Genomic DNA, 24,783 nt, shown 5'->3' on the forward strand with positions numbered 1-24,783 from the left:
GGTACCCCGGGTGGCCCGCCGCCGCGGGGGTGAGCGCCCCTGTGCGCGGGCGGGGCGCTCTTCTCGGGCGCGGCCCGTGGTGTCAGGCTGTAGGTGCGGGGGTGGTGTGTCGTGCGTGACGCCCGCGCTCGGACGCGTGTCCGAGTCGGACCGGTGATACCCAGCGGTGTAGAACGGGGGAGTGACTGCAGTGTCGGCTTCGGCCCAGCCCAGAGATACGCCGGTGAACCCCTCCGTGGGACAGACCCTGGAGAAGGCGGGTGCGGAGAACTTCCCGGTCGCCCCGTTCTTCGTGCCCGCGGCCTGGCGGGACGACCTGATGAGGGTCTACGGCTTCGCCCGGCTGGTCGACGACGCCGGCGACGGGGACCTGGCCGACCCGGCGGCCACCGCCACCCTGCTCGGGATCGAGCAGCGGCCCCCCGCCACCCCTTCGGACCAGTCCGGCCCGCCGAGCCCGGCGGAGGTCGCCTTCCGGCTCGCCCTGCTCGACGGACTGGAGCACGACCTCGACCGGGTCTTCGAGACCGCCCTGCGCCCCGGCGGCGCCGACCGGCCCCGCCACCCGCTGATGCAGGCGCTGGTCCCGCTGGTCGACCGGCGCGCCCTGACCCCCGAGCCGTTCCGCCATCTGATCGAGGCCAACCGGGTGGACCAGACCACCGCCCGCTACGCCACCTACGACGACCTGATCGGCTACTGCACCCTCTCCGCCGACCCGGTGGGCCGCCTGGTGCTGGCCATCGCGGGCGCCGCCACCCCCGAGCGGCTCGCGCTGTCGGACGCCATCTGCAGTGGCCTCCAGGTGGTCGAGCACCTGCAGGACGTCGCCGAGGACCTCTCCCACGGCCGGATCTACCTCCCCACCGAGGACCTGGAGCGCTTCGGCGTCACCGAGGCCGACCTCGCCGCCCCCAGTGCGAACGGAGCGGTGCGGGAGCTGATCGCCTTCGAGGCCGAACGGGCCCGCACCCTGCTCGACCGCGGCGCACCATTGGTAGGTACGGTTCGGGGGAGGCTTCGACTGCTCCTGGCGGGATTCACCGCCGGCGGCTACGCGGCCCTGGCGGCCGTCGAGGACGCCGGGTACGACGTACTCGCCCAGCAGGCGAAGCCGGACAAGCGCCGCCTCGCAGCGAAGGCGGCGGCCATCTTCGCGAAGGGAAGGTGAACGCCCGAGTGGCGGCATCACCACTGGCGTCGGCCCAGGTCATGGCGGCGTACCGGTACTGCGAGGCAGTCACCGGGATGCAGGCGCGCAACTTCAGCTACGGCATCCGGCTGTTGCCCGAGCCCAAGCGGCTGGCCATGTCGGCCCTGTACGCCCTGGCCCGCCGGGTGGACGACATCGGCGACGGCGACCTCCCGGACGACCGCAAGGCCGAGGCGCTGCTGCGCACCCGGGAACTGGTGGACGAGGTCCGCACCGGGGTGGTCGCCGAGGACGACACCGACCCGATCAAGGTGGCCCTGGCCGACGCGGCCCGGCGCTTCCCGATCCCGCTCGGCGGCTTCGACGAGCTGATCGACGGCGTCGAGATGGACCTCAAGGGCGCCGAGTACCAGACCTACGAGGAGCTGAAGGTCTACTGCCGCTGCGTGGCCGGCGCGATCGGCCGGCTCTCGCTGGGCGTGTACGGCTGCGACGACCCCGAGCTCGGGGCGCGGTACGCGGACACTCTGGGGTTGGCCCTGCAGCTCACCAACATCCTGCGCGACCTGCGCGAGGACGCCCTGAACGGCCGCACCTACCTGCCAGGCGAGGACCTGGTCCGGTTCGGCTGCGAGCAGGGCTTCGCGCTGCCCAAGCCGCCGGTCGGCGCCGACTTCACCGGCCTGGTGGCCTTTGAGGCCGCCCGCGCCCAGGCCGCCTTCGAGGAGGGCCTGCGGCTGCTGCCGATGCTCGACCGCCGCAGTCGCGCCTGCACCGCCGCGATGGCGGGGATCTACCACCGGCTGCTCGGCCGGATCGCCGCCGACCCGGAGTCGGTGCTGCGCGGCCGGGTCTCGCTGCCGGGCTGGGAGAAGGCGTACGTGGCGCTTTCCGGGCTCGCCGGGGGGCGTTCTTGATTCTCGTCACAGTTCTGTCACGCTGTGTCAGCGGGGAATCACCGGGTAGATCCGTGCTGACCACGACCGTGTGGACCACGGCGGCGCCGACCGCCGGCGTGCCTGCCACAGCGACCGCCGCCGCGCGGTCCAGCGACTTCGAGGGGGAGGTCCGATGACCGGGCGAGCCGATGCCGCGCGCCCGGCCGCCGTCGTGGTCGGCGGTGGCCTGGCCGGGATCACCTCCGCACTGAGACTGGCCGAGGCCGGCCACGAGGTCACGCTCGCGGAGGGGCGGCCCCGGCTCGGCGGCCTGGCCTTCTCCTTCCAGCGCGGCGAGCTGACCGTCGACAACGGCCAGCACGTCTACCTGCGCTGCTGCACCGCCTACCGCGGCCTGCTGGAGCGCCTCGGCGCCACCCGGATGACCCATCTGCAGGACCGCCTGGACGTCCCGGTGCTCTCCGCCACCGGCCCCGACGCGGCCCCGGTACGCACCCTGGGCCGACTGCGCCGGGCCGGCCTGCCCGTCCCGCTGCACCTGGCCGGCAGCCTCGCCCGCTACCCGCACCTGTCGCCGGCCGACCGCGCCCGGGTGGTCCGCGGCGCGCTCGCCCTCAAGGGCCTGGACCTCGACGACCCGGCGCTGGACCGGCTCTCCTTCGGCGAGTGGCTGCGCCGCAACGGGCAGAACGCCGCCACCACGGCCGCGCTGTGGGACCTGGTCGGCGTCGCCACGCTGAACGCCCGGGCCGACCAGGTGTCGCTGGCGCTCGCCGCCAAGGTGTTCAAGACCGGTCTGCTCTCCGACCCGGGCGCCGCCGACATCGGCATCGCCGCCGTCCCGCTCGGCGCGATCCACCACGACCGGGCGCTCGCCGAACTGGAACGCGCCGGCGTGAAGGTGCTGCTGCGCGCCCGGGTCGCGGAACTCAAGCCGGCCGCGCCCCAGCACGCCGTCCGGCTGGAGGGCGGGGAACTGCTCGCCGCCGACACCGTCGTGCTGGCCGGGGCCCAGGGCAGCGCGGCCGCCCTGCTGCCGCCGGGCGCCGTGACCGAGCGACTTGCCGACTTCGGCACCGCGCCGATCCTCAACGTGCACGTGGTCTACGACCGCAAGGTGCTGCGCCGGCCCTTCTTCGCCGCGCTCGGCTCCCCGGTCCAGTGGGTCTTCGACCGCACCACCCACTCCGGCCTGGCCGGCACCTCGATCGGCCGAGCCCACCCGGGCGCCCAGTACCTGGCGCTCTCGCAGTCCGCCGTCCAGGACGAGATCGACCTGCCGGTGGCCGAACTGCGCCGCCGCTACCTGCCCGAGCTGGCCCGGCTGCTGCCGGCCGCCGCCGGGGCCGAGGTGCTGGACTTCTTCGTCACCCGGGAGCGCACCGCCACCTTCGACGGCGCCCCGGGCACCGCCGCGCTGCGCCCGTCGGCCGCGACGGCCGTCCCCGGCCTGCTGCTGGCCGGCTCGTGGACCGCCACCGGCTGGCCCGCGACCATGGAGGGCGCCGTGCGCAGCGGCCACGCCGCCGCCGACGCCGCGCTCGCCGCGGCCGGCGTCCGGGTGCCGGTGGACCGGGGCGACGGGAGGTGGCCCAGGTGACGGCGGGCCCCTCGGCCGGAGAGCCCGCCAGAGCCGACGGGCGTACTGTCGGCCGCATCGGCCCGATCGGCCGCACCGACACCGTTCGCTTCGGCACCACCATCGACACCAGCCGCACCGACAGCACCCGGCCGCCCCGTGCGGTCCGGCACCACGAGGGAGAGGGAACGCACGTGGAGTCACGCACCGGCTTCGCCGTCGGAGGCACGGCGCACGCCGAACCGGTCTCGGTGCCGGAGCTGCTCGCCCGCAGCCGTACGCTCTGCACCCCGCCGCTCCGGGCTGCCGTCGCCCGTTTGGCCGCACCGATGGACACCGTCGCGGCCTATCACTTCGGCTGGATCGACCGGGACGGCACCCCGGTGGAGGGGGACAGCGGCAAGGCGGTGCGTCCGGCGCTGGCGCTGCTCTCCGCCCAGGCCACCGGTGCGGCGCCCGAGGTGGGTGTGCCCGGTGGGGTCGCCGTTGAGCTGGTGCACAACTTCTCCCTCCTTCATGATGATCTGATGGACGGTGACGAGACCCGGCGGCACCGGGCCACCGCCTGGACGGTCTTCGGGCCGGCCCAGGCGATCCTGGTCGGCGACGCCCTGGCCACGCTCGGCACGGAGGTGCTGCTCGACGCCGCGGCGACCGGCGGCACGAGCCCCGCCGACGCCGCGCGTGCCGTCCGGCTGCTCACCACCGCGACCCGCCGGCTGATCGACGGCCAGGCCATGGACGTCGCCTTCGAGCAGCGCGACAGCGTCACCGTCGCCGAGTGCCTGGAGATGGAGGGCGGCAAGACGGCGGCGCTGCTGGCCGCCGCCTCGGCGATCGGCGCGGTGCTGGCCGGGGCCGACGACAAGGTGTCCGACGCGCTCCAGCGCTACGGCCACCACCTGGGCCTGGCCTTCCAGGCGGTGGACGACCTGCTCGGCATCTGGGGCGCCACCGAGGTCACCGGCAAGCCGCACTGGGGCGACCTGCGCCAGCGCAAGAAGTCCCTGCCGGTCGCCGCCGCACTGGCCGAGGGCGGCCAGGCCTCGCGCCGGCTGGCCGAGGAGCTGGCGGACCCGAAGGGCCGGGGCCTGGAGAGCGAGCCCGAGCTCGCCGCCCGGGCCGCGCTGATCGAGGAGGCCGGCGGCCGGGCCTGGACCCAGGAGGAGGCCCGCCGCCAGCACACGACTGCCCTCGCCGCCCTGGACGAGGTGCCCATGTCCGACGTGGTGCGCGAGCACTTCGTCGCACTCGCCGAATTCGTGGTGGTACGAGAGAGGTGACGTTACGTTGACAGCAACCGCGGACGGCCGGCTCGACCCTGAGTACGATTCCGAGCCGGTCGCGGTGGGCGACCGCCCCCCGACCCTGCTGGGTGCGGGGCGGTGGCAGCCCGAGGACACCGACCAGCTCCGGCCGGCCGGTGAGGCGGAACTCCGGCCCGCCGACGCGCGCGAGGCCCTGGCGCGCGCGACCACCCACCTGCTCTCGCTGCAGTCCTCCGAGGGCTGGTGGAAGGGCGACCTGGAGACCAACGTCACCATGGACGCCGAGGACTTACTGCTCCGCCAGTTCCTGGGCATCAGGACCGAGGAGCAGACCCGGGCCACCGCGGAGTGGATCCGCTCGCAGCAGCGGGAGGACGGCACCTGGGCCACCTTCCACGGCGGGCCGCCCGAGCTGTCCACCACGGTCGAGGCGTACGTCGCCCTCAAGCTCGCCGGTGACGACCCGAACGCCCCGCACATGCTGGCCGCCGCGCGCTACGTCCGCTCCGCCGGAGGCATCGCGGCCGCCCGGGTGTTCACCCGGATCTGGCTCGCGCTCTTCGGCTGGTGGCCCTGGGAACGGCTGCCCGAGATGCCGCCGGAGATCATCTTCCTGCCCAAGTGGCTGCCGCTGAACATCTACGCCTTCGGCTGCTGGGCCCGCCAGACCATCGTCCCGCTGACCGTCGTCTCGGCCCACCGCCCGGTCCGTCCGGCCCCCTTCCAGCTCACTGAGCTGCACACCGACCCGGACCACCCGTACCCCGACCGGCCGCTCGCCCCCGCCACCAGCTGGGACGGTCTGTTCGAGCGCCTCGACAAGGCGCTGCACGCCTACCACCGTCGGGCCTTCCGGCCGCTGCGCCGGCTCGCCGTCTCCCAGGCCTGCCGCTGGATCGTCGAGCGGCAGGAGGCCGACGGCTGCTGGGGCGGCATCCAGCCCCCGGCCGTCTACTCGCTGATCGCCCTGCACCTGGAGGGCTACGAGCTGGAGCACCCGGTGATGAAGGCCGGGCTCTCCTCGTTCGACCGCTTCACCGTGCACACCGAGGACGGCATGCGCTGGATGGAGGCCTGCCAGTCCCCGGTCTGGGACACCTGCCTGGCCACCATCGCGCTGGTCGACGCCGGGGTGCCGGCCGACCACCCGGCGCTGGTCTCCGCCGTCGACTGGATGCTCGGCGAGGAGATCCGCAAGCGCGGCGACTGGTCCGTCCAGCGGCCCGGGCTGCCGGCCGGCGGCTGGGCCTTCGAGTTCGAGAACGACACCTACCCCGACATCGACGACACCGCCGAGGTGGTGCTCGCGCTGCGCCGGGTCGCCCACCCCGACCAGGCCAAGGTCGACGCGGCGGTGGACCGGGGCGTGCTCTGGAACCTCGGTATGCAGTCCAAGAACGGCGCCTGGGGCGCCTTCGACGTCGACAACACCAGCCTGCTGCCCAACAAGCTGCCGTTCTGCGACTTCGGCGAGGTGGTCGACCCGCCGTCCGCCGACGTCACCGCCCACGTGGTGGAGATGCTCGCCGAGACCGGCCGGGCCCGGGACCCGCGGACCCGGCGCGGCATCGAGTGGCTGCTGCGCAACCAGGAGGCGGACGGCTCCTGGTTCGGCCGCTGGGGCACCAACTACATCTACGGCACCGGCTCGGTGCTGCCCGCCCTGGTCGCGGCCGGTGTCCCGGACGAGCACCCGGCGATCCGCCGGGCGGTGCGCTGGTTGGAGGACCGGCAGAACGCCGACGGCGGCTGGGGCGAGGACATGCGCTCCTACGACGACCCGGAGCGCTGGGCCGGGCGGGGCGACTCCACCGCCTCGCAGACCGCATGGGCGCTGATGGCGCTGCTCGCGGCCGGTGAGGGCCCGGACGGCCGGGCCAACCCGTCGGTGGAGCGCGGCGTGGACTGGCTGGTGCGCACCCAGCTGCCCGAGGGCACCTGGGACGAACCGCAGTTCACCGGCACCGGGTTTCCGTGGGACTTCTCCATCAACTACCACCTGTACCGGTTGGTCTTCCCGGTCACCGCGCTCGGCCGCTACCTCAACGGCGCTCCCGGCATGGCGAAGCCGAGCGGTACCCCGGCGATCGGGGCGGCGCGGTGACCACCGCCCCCCTGCTGGTGCTCTGCGCACTGGGCCCCGAGGTCTGGGCCCTGCGCGGCGGTGACTGGCGGGGCGCCGCCGGCGGCGCCCCGGTGCTGGTGCGCACCGGGGTCGGCCGGCGGCGTGCTGGGCTGGCCGTCCGACGGGTGCTCAGCTCCGCCCCGGGCGGCTACGGCGCCGTCGTGGTGGCCGGATTCGGCGCCGCCGTCGGCCCGGGCGTGGCGTCGGGCGACGTGGTGGCCGCCGACGGCGTGCGCGACGCCGAGGGCCACCTGTACCCGGTCGACTCCGGGCCGGAGCTGGCCCGGACGCTCAAGGAACACGGGCTGACCGCGCACACCGGGGTGCACCACACCGCCGACCACGTGGTGCGCGGCATCGAGCGGCGCGCGCTGCACCTGCAGGGCGCGCTCGCCGTCGACATGGAGGCCGCCGCAGTCCTGTCCGCGCTGCGGGAGGTGCGCCCGGCGCTGCCCGTCGCCGTCCTGCGGGTGGTGGTGGACACCCCCGAGCACGAGCTGCTGCGGCCCGGCACCCTGCCGGCCGGGGTGCGCGCCTGGCGGACCCTGAGGGCGACGGTACCCGCCCTGGTCGACTGGTACCGACAGGAGCCCGGGACCGGCTCCGCACACCTGAACCACCCCACATCCTCGACGCTCCCCCAGGAGGCGAGCTAGCCATGGCCATGCCGTTGCGCCAGACCGTGCGGGTCGGCACCTACCTGCTGCAGCAGAAGCTGCTCAAGCGCCGGGACAAGTTCCCGCTGATCGTCGAGCTGGAACCGCTGTTCGCGTGCAACCTCGCCTGCGAGGGCTGCGGCAAGATCCAGCACCCGGCGGGCGTCCTCAAGCAGCGGATGCCCGTCGCGCAGGCGGTCGGCGCGGTCCTGGAGTCGGGTGCCCCGATGGTCTCGATCGCCGGCGGCGAGCCGCTGATGCACCCGCAGATCGACGAGATCGTCCGACAACTGGTGGAGCGCCGCAAGTACGTCTTCCTCTGCACCAACGCGCTGCTGCTGCGCAAGAAGATCGACAAGTTCAAGCCCTCGCCGTACTTCACCTTCGCCGTGCACATCGACGGCCTGCGCGAGCGGCACGACGAGTCGGTGGCCAAGGAAGGCACCTTCGACGAGGCGGTGGCCGCGATCAAGGAGGCCAAGCGGCGCGGCTTCCGGGTCACCACCAACAGCACCTTCTTCAACACCGACACGGCGCAGACGGTCATCGACGTACTCGACTACCTCAACGACGAGTTGAAGGTGGACGAGATGATGATCTCCCCGGCCTACGCCTACGAGAAGGCCCCCGACCAGGAGCACTTCCTCGGCGTCGAGCAGACCCGCGAACTGTTCCGCAAGGCCTTCGCCGGCGGCAACCGCCAGCGCTGGCGGCTCAACCACAGCCCGCTCTTCCTGGACTTCCTGGAGGGCAAGGCCGACTTCGAGTGCACCCCCTGGGGCATCCCCAACTACTCGCTGTTCGGCTGGCAGCGGCCCTGCTACCTGATGGCCGACGGCTACGTGCCGACCTACCGCGAGCTGGTCGAGAAGACCGACTGGAGCAAGTACGGCCGCGGCAAGGATCCGCGCTGCGAGAACTGCATGGCCCACTGCGGCTACGAGCCGACCGCCGTCCTCGCGACCATGGGCTCGCTCCAGCAGTCGCTGCGCGCCATCACCGAGACCGTCAGCGCCAACCGCGGGCACTGAGCCCGGTCGTGCTCAGGCCGGCCCGGGCCGCGGTGCCCGGGCCGGCCCCGCCCCCTCGGGCGCAGTCACCGCCGCACCGCATCGAGTCGTGAGGTGTACCCATGTCACTGCTCTCCCGCGTCACATCCCCGGCCGAGCTGCGCAAGCTGCCCGCGTCCGAACTCCCGCTGCTCGCCGACGAGATCCGCGACTTCCTGATCGACGCCGTCACCCGCACCGGCGGCCACCTCGGGCCCAACCTCGGCGTGGTGGAGCTGACCATCGCGCTGCACCGGGTCTTCGACTCGCCGTACGACCGGATCGTCTTCGACACTGGGCACCAGAGCTACGTCCACAAGCTGCTCACCGGCCGGCAGGACTTCTCGAAACTGCGGACGAAGGGCGGGCTGTCCGGCTACCCCTCGCGGGCCGAGTCCGAACACGACCTGGTGGAGAACTCGCACGCCTCCACCGCGCTGTCCTACGCCGACGGGCTGGCCAAGGCTGCCCAGCTGCTCGGCCAGCGCGACCGGCACACCGTCGCGGTGATCGGCGACGGCGCGCTCACCGGCGGGCTCGCCTGGGAGGCGCTCAACAACATCGCCGAGGCGCGTGACCGGCCGGTGGTCATCGTCGTCAACGACAACGAGCGCTCCTACGCCAGGACCATCGGCGGCCTGGCCCACCACCTGGCCACCCTGCGCACCACCCAGGGCTACGAGCGCTTCCTCGCCCTCGGCAAGGAGGCGCTGCAGCGCACCCCGCTGGTCGGTCAGCCGATCTTCGACGCGCTGCACGGCGCCAAGAAGGGGTTCAAGGACGCCTTCGCGCCGCAGGGCATGTTCGAGGACCTCGGGCTCAAGTACCTCGGGCCCATCGACGGTCACGACCTGGGCGCGGTCGAACAGGCGCTGCGCCAGGCCCGCAACTTCGGCGGCCCGGTCATCGTGCACTGCCTGACCGTCAAGGGGCGCGGCTACCTGCCGGCCGAGCAGGACGAGGCCGACCGCTTCCATGCCGTCAACCCGATCGACCCGTACACCTGCCTGCCGATCTCGCCCAGCGCCGGGGTCTCCTGGACCTCCGTGTTCGGCGCGGAACTGGTCGAGCTCGGCGCCGAGCGGCCCGAGCTGGTGGCGATCACCGCCGCGATGCTCCAGCCGGTCGGGCTGGGACCGTTCGCCAAGGCCTACCCGCACCGGACCTTCGACGTCGGGATCGCCGAGCAGCACGCCGTCACCAGCGCGGCGGGCCTGGCCACCGGCGGGCTGCACCCGGTGGTCGCGGTGTACGCGACCTTCCTCAACCGGGCCTTCGACCAGGTGCTGATGGACGTCGCCCTGCACCGGCTGGGCGTCACCTTCGTACTCGACCGCTCCGGGGTGACCGGGCCGGACGGTGCCTCGCACAACGGCATGTGGGACCTGTCGATCCTCCAGGTCGTCCCCGGACTGCGGCTGGCCGCGCCGCGCGACGCCGACCAGCTGCGGGCCCAGCTGCGCGAGGCCGTCGCGGTCGAGGACGCCCCCACCGTGGTGCGCTTCCCCAAGGGGAACGTCGGGCCCGCCGTCGCGGCGATCGAACGGATCGGCGGGATGGACGTGCTGCTGCGCACCGGCGCGGTGCCGGAGATCCTGCTGGTCGCCGTCGGCACCACCGCCTCGGCCTGCCTGGACGCCGCCCGGCTGCTGCTCGCCGAGGGCTTCACCGCGACCGTGGTCGACCCGCGCTGGGTCAAGCCGGTGGACCCGGAGCTGCCCGACCTCGCCGCCGCCCACCGGCTGGTGGTCACCGTCGAGGACAACGGCCGGATCGGCGGCGTCGGTTCGGCCGTCTCGCAGGCGCTGCGCGACGCCGACGTGGACGTTCCGGTGCGGGTGCTGGGCCTGCCGCAGGAGTTCCTCGGCCACGCGGCGCGCGGGGAGATCCTGGAGGAGACCGGCCTGACCGGCACCGGGGTCGCGGCCCAGACCGCCGTCTTCGCCAAGAACCTGCTACCGACCCGAGGAGCGAATCCGCGCCATGCCGGTTGACCCAGACCGCCCCGCTTTCGACCTCGCCGCCCTCGTCGCCGAACGCGGCGGTGAGCGCTACGAGCTGCACAGCCGCTACCTCAACCCGCAGCTGCCGCGGATGCTCCACACCATCGGCTTCGACAAGTACTACGAGCGCGCCGAAGGCCAGTACTTCTACGACGCCGAGGGCAACGAGTACCTCGACATGCTGGCCGGCTTCGGCATCTTCGCGCTCGGCCGGCACCACCCGGTGGTGCGCTCGGCGATCCAGCAGGTGATGGACCTGGACCTGCCGGACCTGGTCCGCTTCGACTGCTCGCCGCTGCCCGGACTGCTGGCCGAGCGGCTGTTGTCGTACGCGCCGGGACTGGACCGGGTGTTCTTCGGCAACAGCGGCACCGAGGCGGTGGAGACCGCGCTCAAGTTCGCCCGCTACGTCACCGGACGCAAGCGGATCCTCTACGCCGACCACGCCTTCCACGGGCTGACCGCCGGCTCGCTCTCGGTCAACGGGGAGAGCGGCTTCCGCAAGGGCTTCGACCCGCTGCTGCCGGACACCGCCATCCCGCTCGGCGACATCGGCGCGCTGGCCAAGGAGCTGAAGCGCGGCGACGTCGCGGCGCTGATCGTCGAGCCGATCCAGGGCAAGGGCGTCCAGGCACCGCCGCCCGGCTGGCTGCGCGCCGCCCAGGCGCTGCTGCACGACCACAGGGCGCTGCTGATCTGCGACGAGGTGCAGACCGGGATCGGCCGCACCGGCGAGTTCTTCGCCTACCAGAGCGAGGAGGGCGTGCTACCCGACCTGGTGTGCGTCGCCAAGGCGCTCTCCGGCGGGTACGTGCCGGTCGGGGCGACGCTCGGCAAGGGCTGGATCTTCGAGAAGGTGTACTCCTCGATGGACCGGGTGCTGGTGCACTCGGCCAGCTTCGGGTCCAACGCCCAGGCGATGGCGGCGGGGCTGGCGACCCTGGAGGTGATGCGCGACGAGAAGGTGGTGGAGAACGCCCGGCAGGTCGGCGACCGGTTCCGCGAGCGGCTGGCCGCGCTGACCGACAGGTACGAGCTGCTCGCCGAGGTGCGCGGCCGCGGGCTGATGATCGGCATCGAGTTCGGCCGGCCCAAGTCGCTGAAGCTGCGCACCGGGTGGACCGCCCTGCAGGCTGCGCGCAAGGGGCTGTTCGCGCAGATGGTGGTCGTCCCGCTGCTGCAGCGGCACCGGATCCTGACCCAGGTGTCCGGAGACCACCTGGAAGTGATCAAGCTGATCCCGCCGCTGATCATCACCGATCGGGACGTGGACCGGTTCGTGGACGCCTTCACCGAGATCATGGACGAGGCGCACCGGGGGAACGGCCTGATGTGGGACTTCGGGCGGACGCTGGTGAAGCAGGCGGTCGGCAACCGCTGACGCCCCGTCCCCGTGCAGGGAATGGGCAGTCGGCCGGGTCGGCTGCCCACTCCGTGGGAGACACCGCGTCAGAGTTCGGTCCGGCGGCGCCGGATGACCACCACGAGATCGACGGCGGCGAACAGGGTGAGCAGGCCGAGGGCGACGGCGAATCCGGTGAGGGTGCCCCGGCTGGGAGCGCCGTTGACGGGGGAGAGGGCCGCCCAGACGGCGAAGCCCACGGTGCTCAGCGCGAACAGCGGGGTGAAGGTGAGCGAGAGCATGTACCGGAGCTTGAGGTCGCTGCGGGCGGTGGACGGCTCGGTTCCGCTGCGCCACCGTCGCGGGGTCGTGGTGCGCATGGCCGGTCACCTCCGGGCCGCGCGGGTGCGGGCTACGATTCCAGCGTACGTCCGAGGGGCGAGCCGGGGGAGGCGCGATGACGGGGTCGGACAACGCGGGGGCGGGCGCGATGGGGGAGGACGCCGAGGGGTACGCGGGGCTGCGGATCGAGCGCGCCCGGGAGTTGGCCCGGCGGCACGGCTGGGCCTCGGTCCGGGTGCTGGAGCCCGGGCAGATGATCACCATGGAGTACCGGGAGGGTCGGCTCAACCTCGCGGTGCGGGACGGCGTGGTCGAGCGCAGCTGGGAGGGGTAGCGCGTCCGGTGGGCGGGGCGTGCGCGGTTCGGTGTGCGCGGGGTTCGGTGTGCGCGGGCCGGGGTGGCCGTCGGGGTCAGCGGGTGAACCGGCGGTGGAGGCGTTGTTCGGCGGCGGCGACCAGCGGTTCCAGCAGCGGCAGTGAGAGCAGCACCAGCAGCCCGGCGGCCCAGCCGGCCAGCACGTCGCTGACCCAGTGGGTGCCCAGGTAGACCGTGGTCAGGCCGATCGAGCAGGCGGTGGCAGCGGCGATCAGCGCGCCGGTGCGCCGCCAGCGGACCGCGAGGTAGGCGAGCACGCCCCAGGTGACCACGGCGTTGGCGGTGTGCCCGGAGGGGAAGATGGTGCCGCCGGAGAAGAGCTCGGGCGAGCCGACGTACTGGGCGTAGTGCGGCCCGAGCCGTCCGGTGACGATCTTGACCGCGCCGACCGTGATGTTCAGCAGCAGCAGCGCGACGCCCATGACCAGCAGCGGGCGCAGCCGCCCGAGGCGGTGGGCGCGCCAGGTGAGCCAGACGAAAGCGGCGATGGCGCTGGGCCCGCGCTGCCCGGCGACCACCCAGGTGGCGAGCAGCGGCTCCAGGCTGGGCCACCGGTCGTAGGGCCGGAGCAGGCGGACCGACCAGTCGAGGTCGACCAGGTCGGTGTTGAGCAGGACTCCGGCCAGCACCAGCAGGTAGACGCCGCAGGTGGCGGCGAGCAGGGCGGCCCGGCGGCGGCTCATCGGGGGCCAGCCGAGCTCGCCGCTCCCGGGGGTCACCCCCTCGGGGGCGCGGTCGGGAGTCCGGAGCTCCCGGTGGTCGGCGATGCGGCGTTCCGACTCCTGTCGCGGAATGCGGGCGGCGGTACTTCTGGATTGCACGGGGCGACCTTACCCACCCGACCGGGGCTATTTCGGAGGGAATTGTCATCTTCCCGCGAAATCGACAATTAGGTCGTCCACGAGGTGGCCCGGGGAGTGATTTCCGGTATTCCTGGATCGAAAACCAGTGTGGTCTTCGAATGATTCTCCAAAAGCCCCGGTAAAGAAAGCGGAGCGGGCGGCCGGTCCGCCCGGCCTCCCGCTCCGTGGTAACCCTGTGTAGGTTCCGTGCTCAGTCGAGGGGGCCGCCCGCCACGTAGATCACCTGTCCGGAGACGAAGCCGGCGCCCTCGCTGGCGAGGAAGGAGATCGTGTGGGCGACATCCTCGGGTTCGCCGACCCGCTGGACCGGGATCTGAGAGGCCGCGGCCCGCTTGAAGTCTTCGAAGTCCATGCCGACCCGGGCCGCGGTGGCTGCTGTCATGTCCGTGGCGATGAAGCCGGGGGCGACCGCGTTGGCGGTGATGCCGAACTTGCCCAGCTCAATGGCCAAAGTCTTGGTGAAGCCCTGGAGTCCGGCCTTGGCGGCGGAGTAGTTGGCCTGGCCGCGGTTGCCCTGGGCCGACGAGGAGGACAGGTTGACGATGCGCCCGAAACCGGCGTCGACCATGTGCTTCTGCACCGCGCGGGTCATCAGGAAGGCGCCGCGCAGGTGGACGTTCATGACCGTGTCCCAGTCGGACTCGGACATCTTGAAGAGGAGGTTGTCACGGAGCACGCCCGCGTTGTTGACGAGCACGACCGGGGTGCCGAGCTCGGCGACCACGCGGTCGACGGCTGCCTGGACCTGCTCGGCGTCCGAGACGTCGGCGCCGACGGCCAGTGCCCGGCCGCCGGCGGCGGTGATCCGGTCGACGGTGTCCTTGCCGGCGGTCTCGTCCAGGTCCAGGACGGCGACCGCGTAGCCGTCGGCGGCCAGCCGGACGGCGGTGGCGGCGCCCAGGCCGCGGGCGGCGCCGGTGACGACGGCGACCCGGGTGGCGGTGCTCTGCTCGGTCATGCGCGCTCTCGTCTCTCTCGGGGTGCCTCCGGGGGAGTGCCCCCGGAGAGGGTGCCCACACCCTACCGGCGGGTAGGGGGTACGGCCAGGGTGGAGAGGCGCAGGTGACGGTCGGTAAGGACCGACCGGTCGGCTTTCTGCTGAGAACGGGTTACCGCAAGGGCTTGGCGGCGCGTAAATATGCCAATGTTGCCGAACCTGCGTCTACTATCCGCCCCTGCCTGCCAGCAAGGGCCCGCCGTTTGTATAGTGTCCGCCAGCAGCCACCGGCTGCACGGCTGGAGCGCCCTCCCTCATAGCTGGACGCCCACTCGCCGTTACTGCCCCGCCCGGGTGTCCCACACACACCGGGTGTGACATCGGGACGGATACATGGTGCTGGGGGAGATCCCGACAACCCGTGTGTCGGCGCGACTGCAGCAGTCGCCCGGACACCTCATTCGCGTTGCACAGCAGGTTCACACCCGGCTGTGGTCCGAGCACGTCGGAGCCGATCTCACGGCTCCGCAGTTCGCGGTCCTGCTGGTGCTCGCCCTCGAACCGGGCGCGGACCAGCGCACGGTCGGCGAGCGTGCCTCGCTCGACAAGGCCACGATGGCGGAGATGGTCGCGCGGCTGGTCCGCCGCGGCCTCGTGCTGCGAAGGCGCGACCCGGCCGACGGCCGGCGCAAGCTGCTCGCGCTCTCGCAGAGCGGCGCCCAGGCGGTTCGTGAGGCCACCGGCGGTGTGGTCCGCGTGCAGCGGGTGCTGTTCGAGCCGCTCACCCCTGACGAGCAGGTCGAGGTCGTCCGGGTGATGGCCAAGATAGCCAGGCTGGAGCCCGCCGCGGTCGCCGTGTTCTCGGACGCGCGGCCGATACTGGACGCCCAGCGGGCGATCGGCTACCTGATCAGGGTCGGCCAGCAGGTGCACACCAAGCTCTGGTCGGAGCACGTCGGCGCGGAGCTGACGGCCCCGCAGTACGCCGTGCTGGACGCGCTGGAGCTGGAGCCGGGCGCGGACCAGCGCACGGTCGGCGAGCTGGCCTCGCTGGACAAGGCCACGATGGCCGAGATGGTCAGCCGGCTGGTGCGCCGCGGTCTGGTGCAGCGTCGGCGCGACCCCTCGGACGGTCGCCGCAACCTGCTCTCGCTCTCGCCGGCGGGCCAGGACCTGCTGCACCGCTCGGCCGCCGGGGTGGCCGAGGTTCAGCGGCTGCTGCTCTCGCCGCTGGCGGAGGAGGAGCACGAGGCCGCGCTCGCGCTCATCGCCAAGGCCGCCAGGCTCTAGGCAAAGCCTGTGTAAGCCCAGCCAAAACGATTCGCCAAGGCGTCTGAGATCTGCGGCCGTCGGCGAATCCGAGCACGCCGAAGTACCGCCCTCCCTGATCGGGATGGGCGGTACTTCGATATGACTGGCCGTTGGCCAGTGTTCTCCCCAGCGGGGGCGCCGCGCCGGCGCCCCCGCGTCGGGCGTCAGTTCCAGTCGAACCCCTGCGGGTCCGGGCCGATCCGCTTGCCGGTGGCGACGGAGGCGATCGCCGTGAGGTCCTCGGCGTCCAGCTCGAAGCCGGTGACGTCCAGGTTCTCCCGGATGCGGGACGGGGTGACCGACTTCGGGATGGCGATCACGCCGTTCTGCAGGTGCCAGCGGAGCACCACCTGCGCGACCGTACGGCCGTGCTTCTCGGCGATCTTCACCAGCGCCGGCTCGGCCAGCAGCTCGCCGCCCTGGCCCAGCGGGCTCCACGCCTCGGTGGCGATGCCGTGCTGGGCGTGGAAGGCGCGCAGCTCCTCCTGCGGGAAGTACGGGTGCAGCTCGACCTGGTTCAGCACCGGGACGACCGAGGCCTCGTCCAGCACCCGGGTCAGCTGCTCGGTGCCGAAGTTGGAGACGCCGATCGACTTGACCCGGCCGTCCGCCTTCAGCTGCTCCAGGGCCTTCCAGACGTTCAGGTAGCTGCCGTGCATCGGGCGCGGCCAGTGGATCAGGTACAGGTCGATGTAGTCGAGGCCGAGCTTGGCCAGCGAGGCGTCGAACTCGCGCAGCACCGCGTCCCGGCCCTGCTCGCCGGACCAGTCCCGGGTGCCCGAGTTCCACAGCTTGGTGGTGATGTAGAGGTCCTCGCGGGCGACGCCGCCCGCCAGGGCCTCGGCGATCGCGGCGCCCGTGCCGGCCTCGTTCTCGTAGATCGCCGCGGTGTCGATGGAGCGGTAGCCCGCCTCGATCGCGGTGCGGACGGCGGCGGTGGCCTCGCCGTCCGGGACCTGCCACACGCCGAAGCCGAGCTGGGGGATGGAAGCGCCGTCGTTCAGGGTGACGCTGGGGATGTTGCTCACGGGAAGGGGGGACCTCTCCTGGTGGTTGCTGGTTCCAGTGGGGCCAACTGGCGCCCCGAGGCGATTGTTCCCGCCGGTCGGGCGAATCTTTGGCGAAGCTTTACGACGGCGTGGCGTGCGCCCGGGTCGTCCGCGGCGGGCGGCGGCGCGCCGGTGCCGGGCCGTCAGTGGGGCGCCAGCGGGCCGTCAGTGGGCCCGTCAGCGGGGGCTCGACGGGGTCGGGGGGCGGGGCGCCGGGATCGGGGGCGGCGAAAAACCTGTTGCGTGGATCACATCGGGCTTGGCAGGCTCGCTGACATGACCTCCTGAGATCCGGGCCCTTCGTGCCCAACCCTTGTCCGTCCGGCCTCTCCCCCCGGACGTGTCGACGTCGCCGCGCCGCTGCGCCGTGCGTCCTTCGCCCGTTCCGTCGGGTCCGTGCCTGTGCGCCCTCTCGGCCCTCCGCACGCGCCCGCACCCTCGCGCCCCCGTACCTCCGCACCTTCCGCATCGGAGTGTCATGCTGCTCACCCCCTTGCCGCTGGCCGACCCCGGCAGTCCCGACCTCTCCTCACCCCTGGCCTTCCTGCGCTGGTTGCAGCGCGCCCAGCGGCGCGGGCAGGTGCTCGCCACCTGCTGGGCGCTGCTGGAGATGGGCGCCCAGGCCGCGATGCCGATAGCGCTCGGGCGAGGCGTGCAGGCCGCCGTGGACGGCGACGCCGCCGGGATCTGGCGGGCCGGCGCGCTCGGACTGCTGCTGTCCGCGGCCGCCGCGCTCGGCGCCGTGCTGCTGCACCGGCAGGCGGTCTGGAACTGGATCCACGCCGCCTGCCACGTAAGGCAGTTGGTCGCCGGGCAGGCTTCCCGGCTGGGGGCCGGGCTGTCCCGGCGGATCGCCACCGGCGAGGTGGTCGCGGTCGGCAGCGGGGACGTCGAGCGGATCGGCTGGTACGTCGAGCTGGTCGCCCGGGTCCGGGCCGCGGTGATCGTCTGGCTGGCCGTCAGCTCGGTGGTGCTGGTGGTCGAACCGGTGCTCGGGATCGGGGTGCTGCTCGGCGTCCCGGTGCTGGCCGCCTCGGTCTGGCCGCTGATCGGGCCGTTCGAGCGGCGCTACGAGAAGCAGCGCGAGCTCGGTGGCAAGGCCACCGAGCTGGCCGCCGACACGGTGGCCGGGCTGCGGGTGCTGCGCGGCATCGGCGGCGAGGAGCTGTTCCTGGAGCGGTACCGGGCGGCCTCCCAGAAGGTCCGGTCGGCCGCGGTGCGCTCGGCCCGGGTCTGGTCGCTGATGCAGGCCCAACAGGTTCTGCTGCCGGGCCTGTTCGTGGTCGGGGTGACATGGTACGGCGCCCGGCTGGCGGCCTCCGGCGAGCTAGCCGTCGGCACCCTGATCGCGGTGTACGGCGCGACCGCCTTCCTGGCCGCGCCGCTGCGGATCCTCGGTGAGGCGGCGCACGCCTGGAGCGTGGCCCGGGTCTCCGCCGGGCGGGCCGTGCGGGTGCTCTCGCTCAATCGGACCAGTGGAGCGGCCGGGGCCGCGCTGACCCGGCCTGGCAAGGCCGACCTGCACGACCCGGAGACCGGGCTGACCGCCCGGGCCGGTGAGCTGACCGCGGTGGTCTGCGGGGACCCGGACTTCGCAGGGGCGCTCGCCGAGCGGCTCGGCGGGCACGTCCCGTCGGCCGAGGGGGAGGGGCCGTCGGCCGAGGGCGAGGAGCCGCCGCCCTCCGTCCGGCTCGGCGGCACGGAGCTGGACGCGGTGCCGCTGGCCGAGGCCCGGGCGGCGGTGCTGGTCCACGACAAGGAGCCGGTGCTGCTCTCCGGCACCCTCGCCGAGCTGTTGGACATCCCCTCCTCGGGCCGGGTCCCGGTGGCCGAGGCGCTGGCCGCGGCCCGCTGCGAGGACGTGCTGGAGGCACTGGCGGACGGCTCGCCGGACTGCGCGGGAGACCCGATGCTCGCCCGCGTCACCGAGCGGGGGCGCTCGCTCTCCGGCGGGCAGCGCCAGCGGCTGGCCCTGGCCCGCGCGCTGCTGGCGGACCCGCCGGTCCTGGTGCTGGACGAGCCCACCAGCGCGGTGGACGCCCACACCGAGTCCCGGATCGCCACCGGGCTGCGGGACACCCGGGCGGGGCGCACCACCGTGGTGTTCGCGACCAGCCCGCTGCTGCTCGACCAGGCCGATCGGGTGGTACTGCTGCAGGGCGGCCGGGCGGTCGCGGCCGGGCGGCACCGCGAGCTGATGTGCACCGAGCCGGCGTACCGGGCCGTGGTCACCCGGGACGAGGAGAGCGCCCCGGTCCCGCCCCGAGTCGAAGGGATCGCCGGTGCCGAGAGCGAGGAGCGACCGGCGACCGACGGCGGAGGGAGCGCCGGAGCGGAGAGCGTCGGCACCGGACCGGAACCGCCCGGAGACGAGCGGGCGAGTCACGGAGCCGGTGTGACCACCCGCGTCAACTGTCCGGTACCGCACGTGAGGAGTACGTCATGAAGCCCCCCGTCCATCAGGAGCAGGGGCCGGTCACCACCCTGCCGGTCGGCTCCCCGGCTGCCGTGCGCGGGTACCTGCGGCAGCTCGCGGCGCGGCACCGGGGCGGGTTCGCCGGGGTGGTGGCGCTGCACTCGATGGCCACCCTGGCCGGGCTGGTCGGGCCCTGGGTGCTCGGCAGCCTGGTCGAGTCGCTGGCCACCGGCACGGCCGGGGCCACCATCGCGGTGGCGGTCGGCTGGTACCTGCTGGCGCTGGCGGTGCAGTCCGCGTTCACCGGCTGGTCGCGGATGCGCGGCGCAGTCCTCGGTGAACGGGTGCTGGCCGACCTGCGGGAGGACTTCCTGGTCCGCTCGGTCGCGCTGCCCACCGGTGTGCTGGAGCGGGCCGGCACCGGGGACCTGGTCTCCCGGGGCACCACCGACATCGACCGGCTGGACAAGTCGGTGCGCGAGGCCGTGCCCGAACTCGCCGTCGCCGTCGTGTCGTTGCTGCTGGTGCTCGGCGCCCTGCTGGTCACCTCGCCGCTGCTCGCGCTGACCTCGTTGGTCGGTTTGCCGCTGCTGCTGCTCAGCTCCCGCTGGTACTTCCGGCGCGCGCCGCAGTCCTACCGCAACGAGTCGGCCGGGTACGCCGCGGTGAGCAACGTGCTGGCCGAGACGGTGGACGCCGGGCGGACGGTGGAGGCGCTGCGGCTGGGCGAGCAGCGGGTCCGGCTGACCGACCGCAAGCTGGGAGAGTGGCTGGCCTGGGAGCGGTACACCCTGTGGCTGCGCTCGGTCTGGTTCCCGACCATTGACGCGGTCTACACCTCGGCGGTGCTCACCACCCTGATGGTCGGCGGGCTGTTCACCCTCAAGGGCTGGCTGACCGTCGGCCAGTTGACCACCGGCGTGCTGTACACGCAGATGCTCATCGGCCCGGTGGACCTGATCCTGCGCTGGTACGACGAACTGCAGATCGGGCAGGCTTCGCTGGCCCGGCTGGTCGGTGTGCACGAGGTGCCGGAGCACGAGGAGGACGAGTCCGTCCAGCCGGACGGCCGCCGGGTCGAGGCCCGGGACGTCCGCTTCGGCTACCGCGAGGGCGCCGACGTCCTGCACGGGATCAGCCTGGACGTCGTCCCGGGCAGTCGGGTCGCGCTGGTCGGCCCGTCCGGGGCGGGCAAGTCCACCCTCGGGCGGCTGCTGGCCGGCATCTACGCGCCCGGCCGCGGCAGCGTCACCCTCGGCGGGGCCGCGCTGTCCAGGATGCCGGCCGAGCGGGTCCGCGCGGAGGTCGCATTGGTGAACCAGGAGCACCACGTGTTCGTCGGCACCCTGCGGGACAACCTGCGGCTGGCCGCGCCCGAGGCGGACGACACCGAACTGCGGGCCGCGCTGGACGCGGTGGACGCCGGGGCCTGGGTGGACGCCCTGCCGGACGGGCTGGACACCGAGGTCGGCTCCGGCGGCACCTCCCTGACCCCGCCGCAGGCCCAGCAACTGGCCCTGGCCCGGCTGGTGCTGGCCGACCCGCACACCCTGGTGCTGGACGAGGCCACCTCGCTGCTGGATCCGCGTGCCGCCCGGCACCTGGAGCGTTTGCTCTCCCGGGTGCTGGAGGGCCGGACGGTCATCGCCATCGCCCACCGGCTGCACACCGCGCACGACGCGGACGTGATCGCCGTGGTCGAGGGCGGGCGGATCAGCGAGTACGGCAGCCACCCGGAACTGGTCGCGGTCGGCGGCCCGTACGCCGCGCTGTGGCGCTCCTGGCGGGACGAGCGGTAGCGGTCGGGGGAGGTCAACGCGCTCCAGAAGACGTAGATCGGTAAACCCGCACGGGGTCGGATTGCCCCGTGCGGGTTACTCCCTTGCCCGTAAGGGCGCGTAACCGGGCAAGTCGCCGCCCCGGCCAGCAGACTGCTCCGGTGACCAAGATTTCAGACGGCTCGTCCCGCCCCCAGCGCAGCGAGATCGGCGGGATCCCCACGCGGTACATCGGGATCGGCGCCATCGTGATCCTGGCGGTGTGGTTCCTGTTCGCCAACCTCGACAAGGTCAAGATCCAGTTCTGGGTGTTCACCGTCACCGCGCCGCTCTGGATCACGCTGCTGGCCACGCTGGTCGCCGGCGCCGTGCTGGGCTGGCTGATGAAGGGACGGCGCGGCCGGTGACCACCGCTCCCGGGCCGGCCCCGACCGGCTCCTCGGCCTTCACCCCGCTGATCGAGCTGCACGGGGTCAACAAGCACTTCGGGGACCTGCACGTGCTGCAGGACATCGAGCTGACGGTCGGCCGCGGCGAGGTCGTCGTGGTGATCGGCCCCTCCGGATCCGGCAAGTCCACGCTCTGCCGGGCGATCAACCGGCTGGAGTCGATCGAGCGCGGCACCATCGTGATCGACGGCCAGCCGCTGCCCGAGGAGGGCAAGGGCCTGGCCAAGCTGCGTGCCGAGGTCGGCATGGTGTTCCAGTCCTTCAACCTGTTCGCGCACAAGACCGTGCTGCAGAACGTCTCGCTCGCTCAGATCAAGGTCCGTGGCCGTCCCAAGGCCGAGGCGGACGCCAAATCCCGCTCGCTGCTGGAGCGGGTCGGCCTCGTGGCGCATGCCGACAAGTACCCGGCCCAGCTCTCCGGCGGCCAGCAGCAGCGGGTGGCGATCGCCCGGGCGCTGGCGATGGACCCCAAGGCGCTGCTGTTCGACGAGCCGACCTCGGCACTCGACCCCGAGATGATCAACGAGGTGCTGGACGTCATGCGCCAACTCGCCAGCGAGGGCATGACGATGGTCGTGGTCACCCACGAGATGGGCTTCGCCCGGGCCTCGGCGAACCGGGTGGTGTTCATGGCCGACGGACGGATCGTCGAGGACCGCGCCCCGGAGGAGTTCTTCAGCGCCCCCGAGAGCGAGCGCGCCCGGGACTTCCTGTCCAAGATCCTGAAGCACTGAGGCGGCGCCGTGACCCGTAAGACGACGCCCATCGCGCGGGCGCGCCGCCGCCTGCTCGCCGCCGCCCTGCTGCTCACCGCTCTGGCGGCCGGCTGCGGCAAGGCCGGCACCCCGCCGCCCAGGGGCCCCCAGCCCAGTGCGCTGCCCAGCTACCAGGTGCAGGACGCCTCCTCGATCACCGGCTCGCCGACCCTGGACGCCGCCCGCGCCCGGGGTCACCTGGTGGTCGGGGTCAAGGAGGACCAGCCCTACCTGGGCCAGAAGAACCCGGCCACCGGCGTGTACTCCGGCTTCGACATCGAGATCGCCAAGATGGTCGGCGCCTCGCTGGGCTTCGGGCCGGAGAACATCCAGTTCAAGACCATCGCCTCGGCCAACCGCGAGACCGCGCTGCAGAACGGCCAGGTGGACTACTACGTCGGCACGTACACCATCAACGACAACCGGAAGAAGCTGGTCGGCTTCGCCGGACCGTACTTCCTCGCCGGGCAGTCGCTGCTGGTGCGCAAGAACGACAACAGCATCCACGGGCCGCAGGACCTCGACGGCAAGAAGGTCTGCTCGGCGGCCGGCTCGACGCCGTACCAGCGAATCCAGTCGCAGTACCCCAAGGCGCACCTGATCGGCTACGACACCTACTCGGCCTGCGTCGACAACCTGATCACCGGCCAGGTCGACGCCGTCACCACCGACAACGCGATCCTGCTGGGCTACGCGGCCAAGGTGCCCGACGAGCTCAAGGTGGTCGGCCCGCTGTTCTCGACCGAGCCGTACGGGATCGGGACGCCGAAGAACGACACCGTGCTGCGCGACGCGCTGGACGACGCGCTGGCGCACCACGAGCAGAACGGCGACTGGACGAAGGCCTTCCACGCGACCCTCGGCCTGTCCGGGGAGCCCGCGCCCACCCCGCCGCCGATCGACCGGTACTGAGAGGGCCGCGCCGTGAAAACGCTGACCGACAACTGGTCGACCTACTGGGACGGCTTCCTCGGCACGCTCTCGCTGTTCGCGGTGAGCGCCGTGCTGTCGCTGGTGCTGGGCGTGCTGATCGCGGGCTTCCGGGTCTCGCCGGTGCGGCCGCTGCGGGTGTTCGGGACGGTGTGGGTGACGCTGCTGCGCAACACGCCGCTGACCCTGCTGTTCTTCATCGTGGTGCTGGGCCTGCCCCGGTTCAACATCACCCTGCCCTTCTACACCTTCGCGGTGCTGGCACTCGGCTGCTACACCTCGGCCTTCGTCTGCGAGGCGATGCGCTCGGGCATCAACACCGTGCCGTCCGGGCAGGGCGAGGCGGCCCGCAGCCTGGGCCTGAGCTTCGGGCAGACGATGGGCCTGGTGGTGCTGCCGCAGGCGTACCGTTCGGTGGTGGGGCCGATCGGCAGTGTGATGATCGCGCTGGTCAAGAACTCGGCGATCGCCGGCTCCTTCAGCGTCACCGAACTGCTGGGCACCTACCGGACCATCAACGAGCTGGGCTACAGCATTGTCTGGACCTTCGTCTGGATCGCCGTCGGCTACCTGATCATCACCTTCGCCGTCAGCGCCGTTTTTAACCTGCTGGAACGACGAGTGGCGGTGTCCCGATGACCGTTGAATCCTCGGCGCTGTACGACATCCCCGGCCCGAAGGCGCTGGCCCGGCACCGGCTGTACGGCGGGATCGCGCTGCTGCTGATCGCGGCGCTGATCGGCTGGGTCGTCTACATGCTGTTCCACACCCAGCAGTTCACCTACGCCAAGTGGGAGCCTTTCGAGTACCGGGGCGTGCAGGATCTGCTGCTGCGCGGGCTGGGCAACACCCTGCGGGCCTTCGGCTGGACGGCACTGTTCGCGCTGCCCTTCGGCGCGCTGTTCGCGGCCGGGCGGCTGTCCGACCACCGGGTGGTGCGCTGGTTCGCCACGCTGGTGGTGGAGTTCTTCCGGGCCATGCCGCTGCTGGTGATGATCTTCTTCGTCTTCGTCGCCCTCAAGGTGCAGCCGCTGTGGGCGCTGGTGACCGGGCTGGTGCTCTACAACGGCTCGGTACTGGCCGAGGTGTTCCGGGCCGGCGTGCTCGCGGTGCCCAAGGGGCAGCGGGAGGCGGCGTACGCGCTGGGCATGCGCAAGACCCAGGTGATGGTGTACGTGCTGGTGCCGCAGGCCAACCGGGCGATGCTGCCGGTCATCATCAGCCAGCTGGTGGTCGCGCTCAAGGACACCTCGCTGGGGTTCCTGATCACCTACGAGGAGTTCCTGCACGCGGGCAAGCTGATCGCCACCAACCTGGACTACGACCTGCCGTTCATCCCGGTGGTGATCGTGATCGCGCCGATCTACATCGGCATGTGTCTGCTGCTGTCCTGGCTCGCCCGCTTCGTCGAGCGGCGCAGCCGGCGCAGCCCGAGCGTGCGCGGCGGGGCTCCGGTGGCGAAGGCCGGGGTCGCGATGGGGTTGCCGCCCTCGGCGCAGTGAGT

At 72.6% G+C, this 24,783-nt stretch carries 22 protein-coding genes; 18 read left to right on the forward strand and 4 right to left on the reverse strand.

Annotation, left to right across the window (positions count from 1 at the left end; all coding sequences use genetic code 11):
* The first annotated feature begins 223 nt into the window (after positions 1-223).
* The 9 genes from hpnC (at position 224) to ACGF12_RS12775 (ending at position 12,113) form a co-directional block, all read left to right on the forward strand.
* The gene (gene hpnC, locus ACGF12_RS12735) at positions 224-1,171 is read left to right on the forward strand and encodes a squalene synthase HpnC (protein WP_393028311.1); all 948 of its coding nucleotides are present in this window, start codon (positions 224-226) and stop codon (positions 1,169-1,171) included.
* 41 nt (positions 1,172-1,212) lie between these two features.
* Positions 1,213-2,070: a presqualene diphosphate synthase HpnD gene (gene hpnD / locus ACGF12_RS12740; RefSeq protein WP_393028359.1), complete on the forward strand. Its 858-nt coding sequence runs from the start codon at positions 1,213-1,215 to the stop codon at positions 2,068-2,070.
* A 154-nt stretch (positions 2,071-2,224) separates the two neighbouring features.
* Complete coding sequence (hpnE, locus tag ACGF12_RS12745) at positions 2,225-3,652, forward strand: hydroxysqualene dehydroxylase HpnE (protein ID WP_393028312.1); 1,428 nt, start codon at positions 2,225-2,227, stop codon at positions 3,650-3,652.
* A 173-nt stretch (positions 3,653-3,825) separates the two neighbouring features.
* Positions 3,826-4,914, forward strand: coding sequence for a polyprenyl synthetase family protein (locus ACGF12_RS12750; protein ID WP_393028360.1), 1,089 nt, complete (start codon positions 3,826-3,828; stop codon positions 4,912-4,914).
* 64 nt (positions 4,915-4,978) lie between these two features.
* On the forward strand, positions 4,979-7,003 hold the full coding sequence (gene shc, locus ACGF12_RS12755) for a squalene--hopene cyclase (protein ID WP_393028361.1): 2,025 nt from the start codon (positions 4,979-4,981) through the stop codon (positions 7,001-7,003).
* Entirely contained in the window at positions 7,000-7,680 is a 681-nt protein-coding gene (locus tag ACGF12_RS12760; RefSeq protein ID WP_393028313.1) for a 1-hydroxy-2-methyl-2-butenyl 4-diphosphate reductase, read from the forward strand. Before shc ends, ACGF12_RS12760 begins: the two co-directional genes overlap by 4 nt.
* A gap of 2 nt (positions 7,681-7,682) precedes the next feature.
* Complete coding sequence (gene hpnH, locus ACGF12_RS12765) at positions 7,683-8,711, forward strand: adenosyl-hopene transferase HpnH (RefSeq protein ID WP_387615344.1); 1,029 nt, start codon at positions 7,683-7,685, stop codon at positions 8,709-8,711.
* Between the two features lie 101 nt (positions 8,712-8,812).
* Complete coding sequence (gene dxs / locus ACGF12_RS12770; RefSeq protein WP_393028314.1) at positions 8,813-10,723, forward strand: 1-deoxy-D-xylulose-5-phosphate synthase; 1,911 nt, start codon at positions 8,813-8,815, stop codon at positions 10,721-10,723.
* Positions 10,713-12,113, forward strand: a complete 1,401-nt coding sequence (locus tag ACGF12_RS12775) for an aspartate aminotransferase family protein (RefSeq protein ID WP_393028315.1) — start codon at positions 10,713-10,715, stop codon at positions 12,111-12,113. The genes dxs and ACGF12_RS12775 overlap by 11 nt, the downstream gene beginning before the upstream one ends.
* Positions 12,114-12,181: 68 nt before the next feature.
* Here ACGF12_RS12775 and ACGF12_RS12780 read toward each other — a convergent pair whose 3' ends face one another.
* Complete coding sequence (locus ACGF12_RS12780; protein WP_393028316.1) at positions 12,182-12,454, reverse strand: DUF6343 family protein; 273 nt, start codon at positions 12,452-12,454, stop codon at positions 12,182-12,184.
* Between the two features lie 77 nt (positions 12,455-12,531).
* On the opposite strand from ACGF12_RS12780, the gene ACGF12_RS12785 reads away from it, so the two are divergent.
* Positions 12,532-12,750, forward strand: coding sequence for an I78 family peptidase inhibitor (locus ACGF12_RS12785; RefSeq protein WP_393028317.1), 219 nt, complete (start codon positions 12,532-12,534; stop codon positions 12,748-12,750).
* A gap of 76 nt (positions 12,751-12,826) precedes the next feature.
* Here the strand turns inward: ACGF12_RS12785 and ACGF12_RS12790 are convergent, their stop codons facing one another.
* Positions 12,827-13,612, reverse strand: coding sequence for a phosphatase PAP2 family protein (locus ACGF12_RS12790; RefSeq protein WP_393028318.1), 786 nt, complete (start codon positions 13,610-13,612; stop codon positions 12,827-12,829).
* 232 nt (positions 13,613-13,844) lie between these two features.
* A complete protein-coding gene (fabG, locus tag ACGF12_RS12795; RefSeq protein ID WP_380612841.1) occupies positions 13,845-14,612 on the reverse strand; it encodes a 3-oxoacyl-ACP reductase FabG in 768 nt (255 codons plus the stop codon).
* Positions 14,613-15,014: 402 nt separating this feature from the next.
* Between fabG and ACGF12_RS12800 the strand changes: the two genes are divergently transcribed.
* A complete protein-coding gene (locus ACGF12_RS12800) occupies positions 15,015-15,881 on the forward strand; it encodes a MarR family winged helix-turn-helix transcriptional regulator (RefSeq protein ID WP_393028319.1) in 867 nt (288 codons plus the stop codon).
* A 185-nt stretch (positions 15,882-16,066) separates the two neighbouring features.
* Here ACGF12_RS12800 and ACGF12_RS12805 read toward each other — a convergent pair whose 3' ends face one another.
* Complete coding sequence (locus ACGF12_RS12805; protein WP_393028320.1) at positions 16,067-16,930, reverse strand: aldo/keto reductase; 864 nt, start codon at positions 16,928-16,930, stop codon at positions 16,067-16,069.
* Positions 16,931-17,429: 499 nt separating this feature from the next.
* Here ACGF12_RS12805 and ACGF12_RS12810 point away from each other — a divergent pair, with 499 nt between their 5' ends.
* From ACGF12_RS12810 to ACGF12_RS12840, 7 genes are all read left to right on the forward strand, one after another.
* Positions 17,430-19,397: an ABC transporter transmembrane domain-containing protein gene (locus ACGF12_RS12810; RefSeq protein ID WP_393028321.1), complete on the forward strand. Its 1,968-nt coding sequence runs from the start codon at positions 17,430-17,432 to the stop codon at positions 19,395-19,397.
* The gene (locus ACGF12_RS12815) at positions 19,394-21,166 is read left to right on the forward strand and encodes an ABC transporter ATP-binding protein (protein WP_393028322.1); all 1,773 of its coding nucleotides are present in this window, start codon (positions 19,394-19,396) and stop codon (positions 21,164-21,166) included. The genes ACGF12_RS12810 and ACGF12_RS12815 overlap by 4 nt, the downstream gene beginning before the upstream one ends.
* A 140-nt stretch (positions 21,167-21,306) precedes the next feature.
* Complete coding sequence (locus ACGF12_RS12820) at positions 21,307-21,552, forward strand: lipopolysaccharide assembly protein LapA domain-containing protein (RefSeq protein ID WP_380612846.1); 246 nt, start codon at positions 21,307-21,309, stop codon at positions 21,550-21,552.
* Between the two features lie 47 nt (positions 21,553-21,599).
* On the forward strand, positions 21,600-22,328 hold the full coding sequence (locus tag ACGF12_RS12825; protein WP_393028362.1) for an amino acid ABC transporter ATP-binding protein: 729 nt from the start codon (positions 21,600-21,602) through the stop codon (positions 22,326-22,328).
* Positions 22,329-22,358: 30 nt separating this feature from the next.
* A complete protein-coding gene (locus ACGF12_RS12830) occupies positions 22,359-23,261 on the forward strand; it encodes a glutamate ABC transporter substrate-binding protein (RefSeq protein WP_393028363.1) in 903 nt (300 codons plus the stop codon).
* A gap of 12 nt (positions 23,262-23,273) precedes the next feature.
* On the forward strand, positions 23,274-23,918 hold the full coding sequence (locus ACGF12_RS12835; protein ID WP_393028323.1) for an amino acid ABC transporter permease: 645 nt from the start codon (positions 23,274-23,276) through the stop codon (positions 23,916-23,918).
* The gene (locus tag ACGF12_RS12840) at positions 23,915-24,781 is read left to right on the forward strand and encodes an amino acid ABC transporter permease (RefSeq protein ID WP_387615306.1); all 867 of its coding nucleotides are present in this window, start codon (positions 23,915-23,917) and stop codon (positions 24,779-24,781) included. Before ACGF12_RS12835 ends, ACGF12_RS12840 begins: the two co-directional genes overlap by 4 nt.
* The last annotated feature ends 2 nt before the right edge of the window (positions 24,782-24,783 follow it).

Origin of the sequence: Kitasatospora sp. NPDC048296, assembly GCF_043201815.1 — a bacterium.
In the GTDB taxonomy this organism is placed as follows: domain Bacteria; phylum Actinomycetota; class Actinomycetes; order Streptomycetales; family Streptomycetaceae; genus Kitasatospora.

Coding starts and splice junctions, on each gene's coding strand:
- hpnD (WP_393028359.1), top strand. CDS start 1,213: ATGGCGGCGTACCGGTACTGCGAGGCAGTCACCGGGATGCAGGCGCGC.
- hpnE (WP_393028312.1), top strand. CDS start 2,225: ATGACCGGGCGAGCCGATGCCGCGCGCCCGGCCGCCGTCGTGGTCGGC.
- hpnH (WP_387615344.1), top strand. CDS start 7,683: ATGGCCATGCCGTTGCGCCAGACCGTGCGGGTCGGCACCTACCTGCTG.
- dxs (WP_393028314.1), top strand. CDS start 8,813: ATGTCACTGCTCTCCCGCGTCACATCCCCGGCCGAGCTGCGCAAGCTG.
- ACGF12_RS12775 (WP_393028315.1), top strand. CDS start 10,713: ATGCCGGTTGACCCAGACCGCCCCGCTTTCGACCTCGCCGCCCTCGTC.
- ACGF12_RS12780 (WP_393028316.1), bottom strand. CDS start 12,454: ATGCGCACCACGACCCCGCGACGGTGGCGCAGCGGAACCGAGCCGTCC.
- ACGF12_RS12785 (WP_393028317.1), top strand. CDS start 12,532: ATGACGGGGTCGGACAACGCGGGGGCGGGCGCGATGGGGGAGGACGCC.
- fabG (WP_380612841.1), bottom strand. CDS start 14,612: ATGACCGAGCAGAGCACCGCCACCCGGGTCGCCGTCGTCACCGGCGCC.
- ACGF12_RS12810 (WP_393028321.1), top strand. CDS start 17,430: ATGCTGCTCACCCCCTTGCCGCTGGCCGACCCCGGCAGTCCCGACCTC.
- ACGF12_RS12815 (WP_393028322.1), top strand. CDS start 19,394: ATGAAGCCCCCCGTCCATCAGGAGCAGGGGCCGGTCACCACCCTGCCG.
- ACGF12_RS12840 (WP_387615306.1), top strand. CDS start 23,915: ATGACCGTTGAATCCTCGGCGCTGTACGACATCCCCGGCCCGAAGGCG.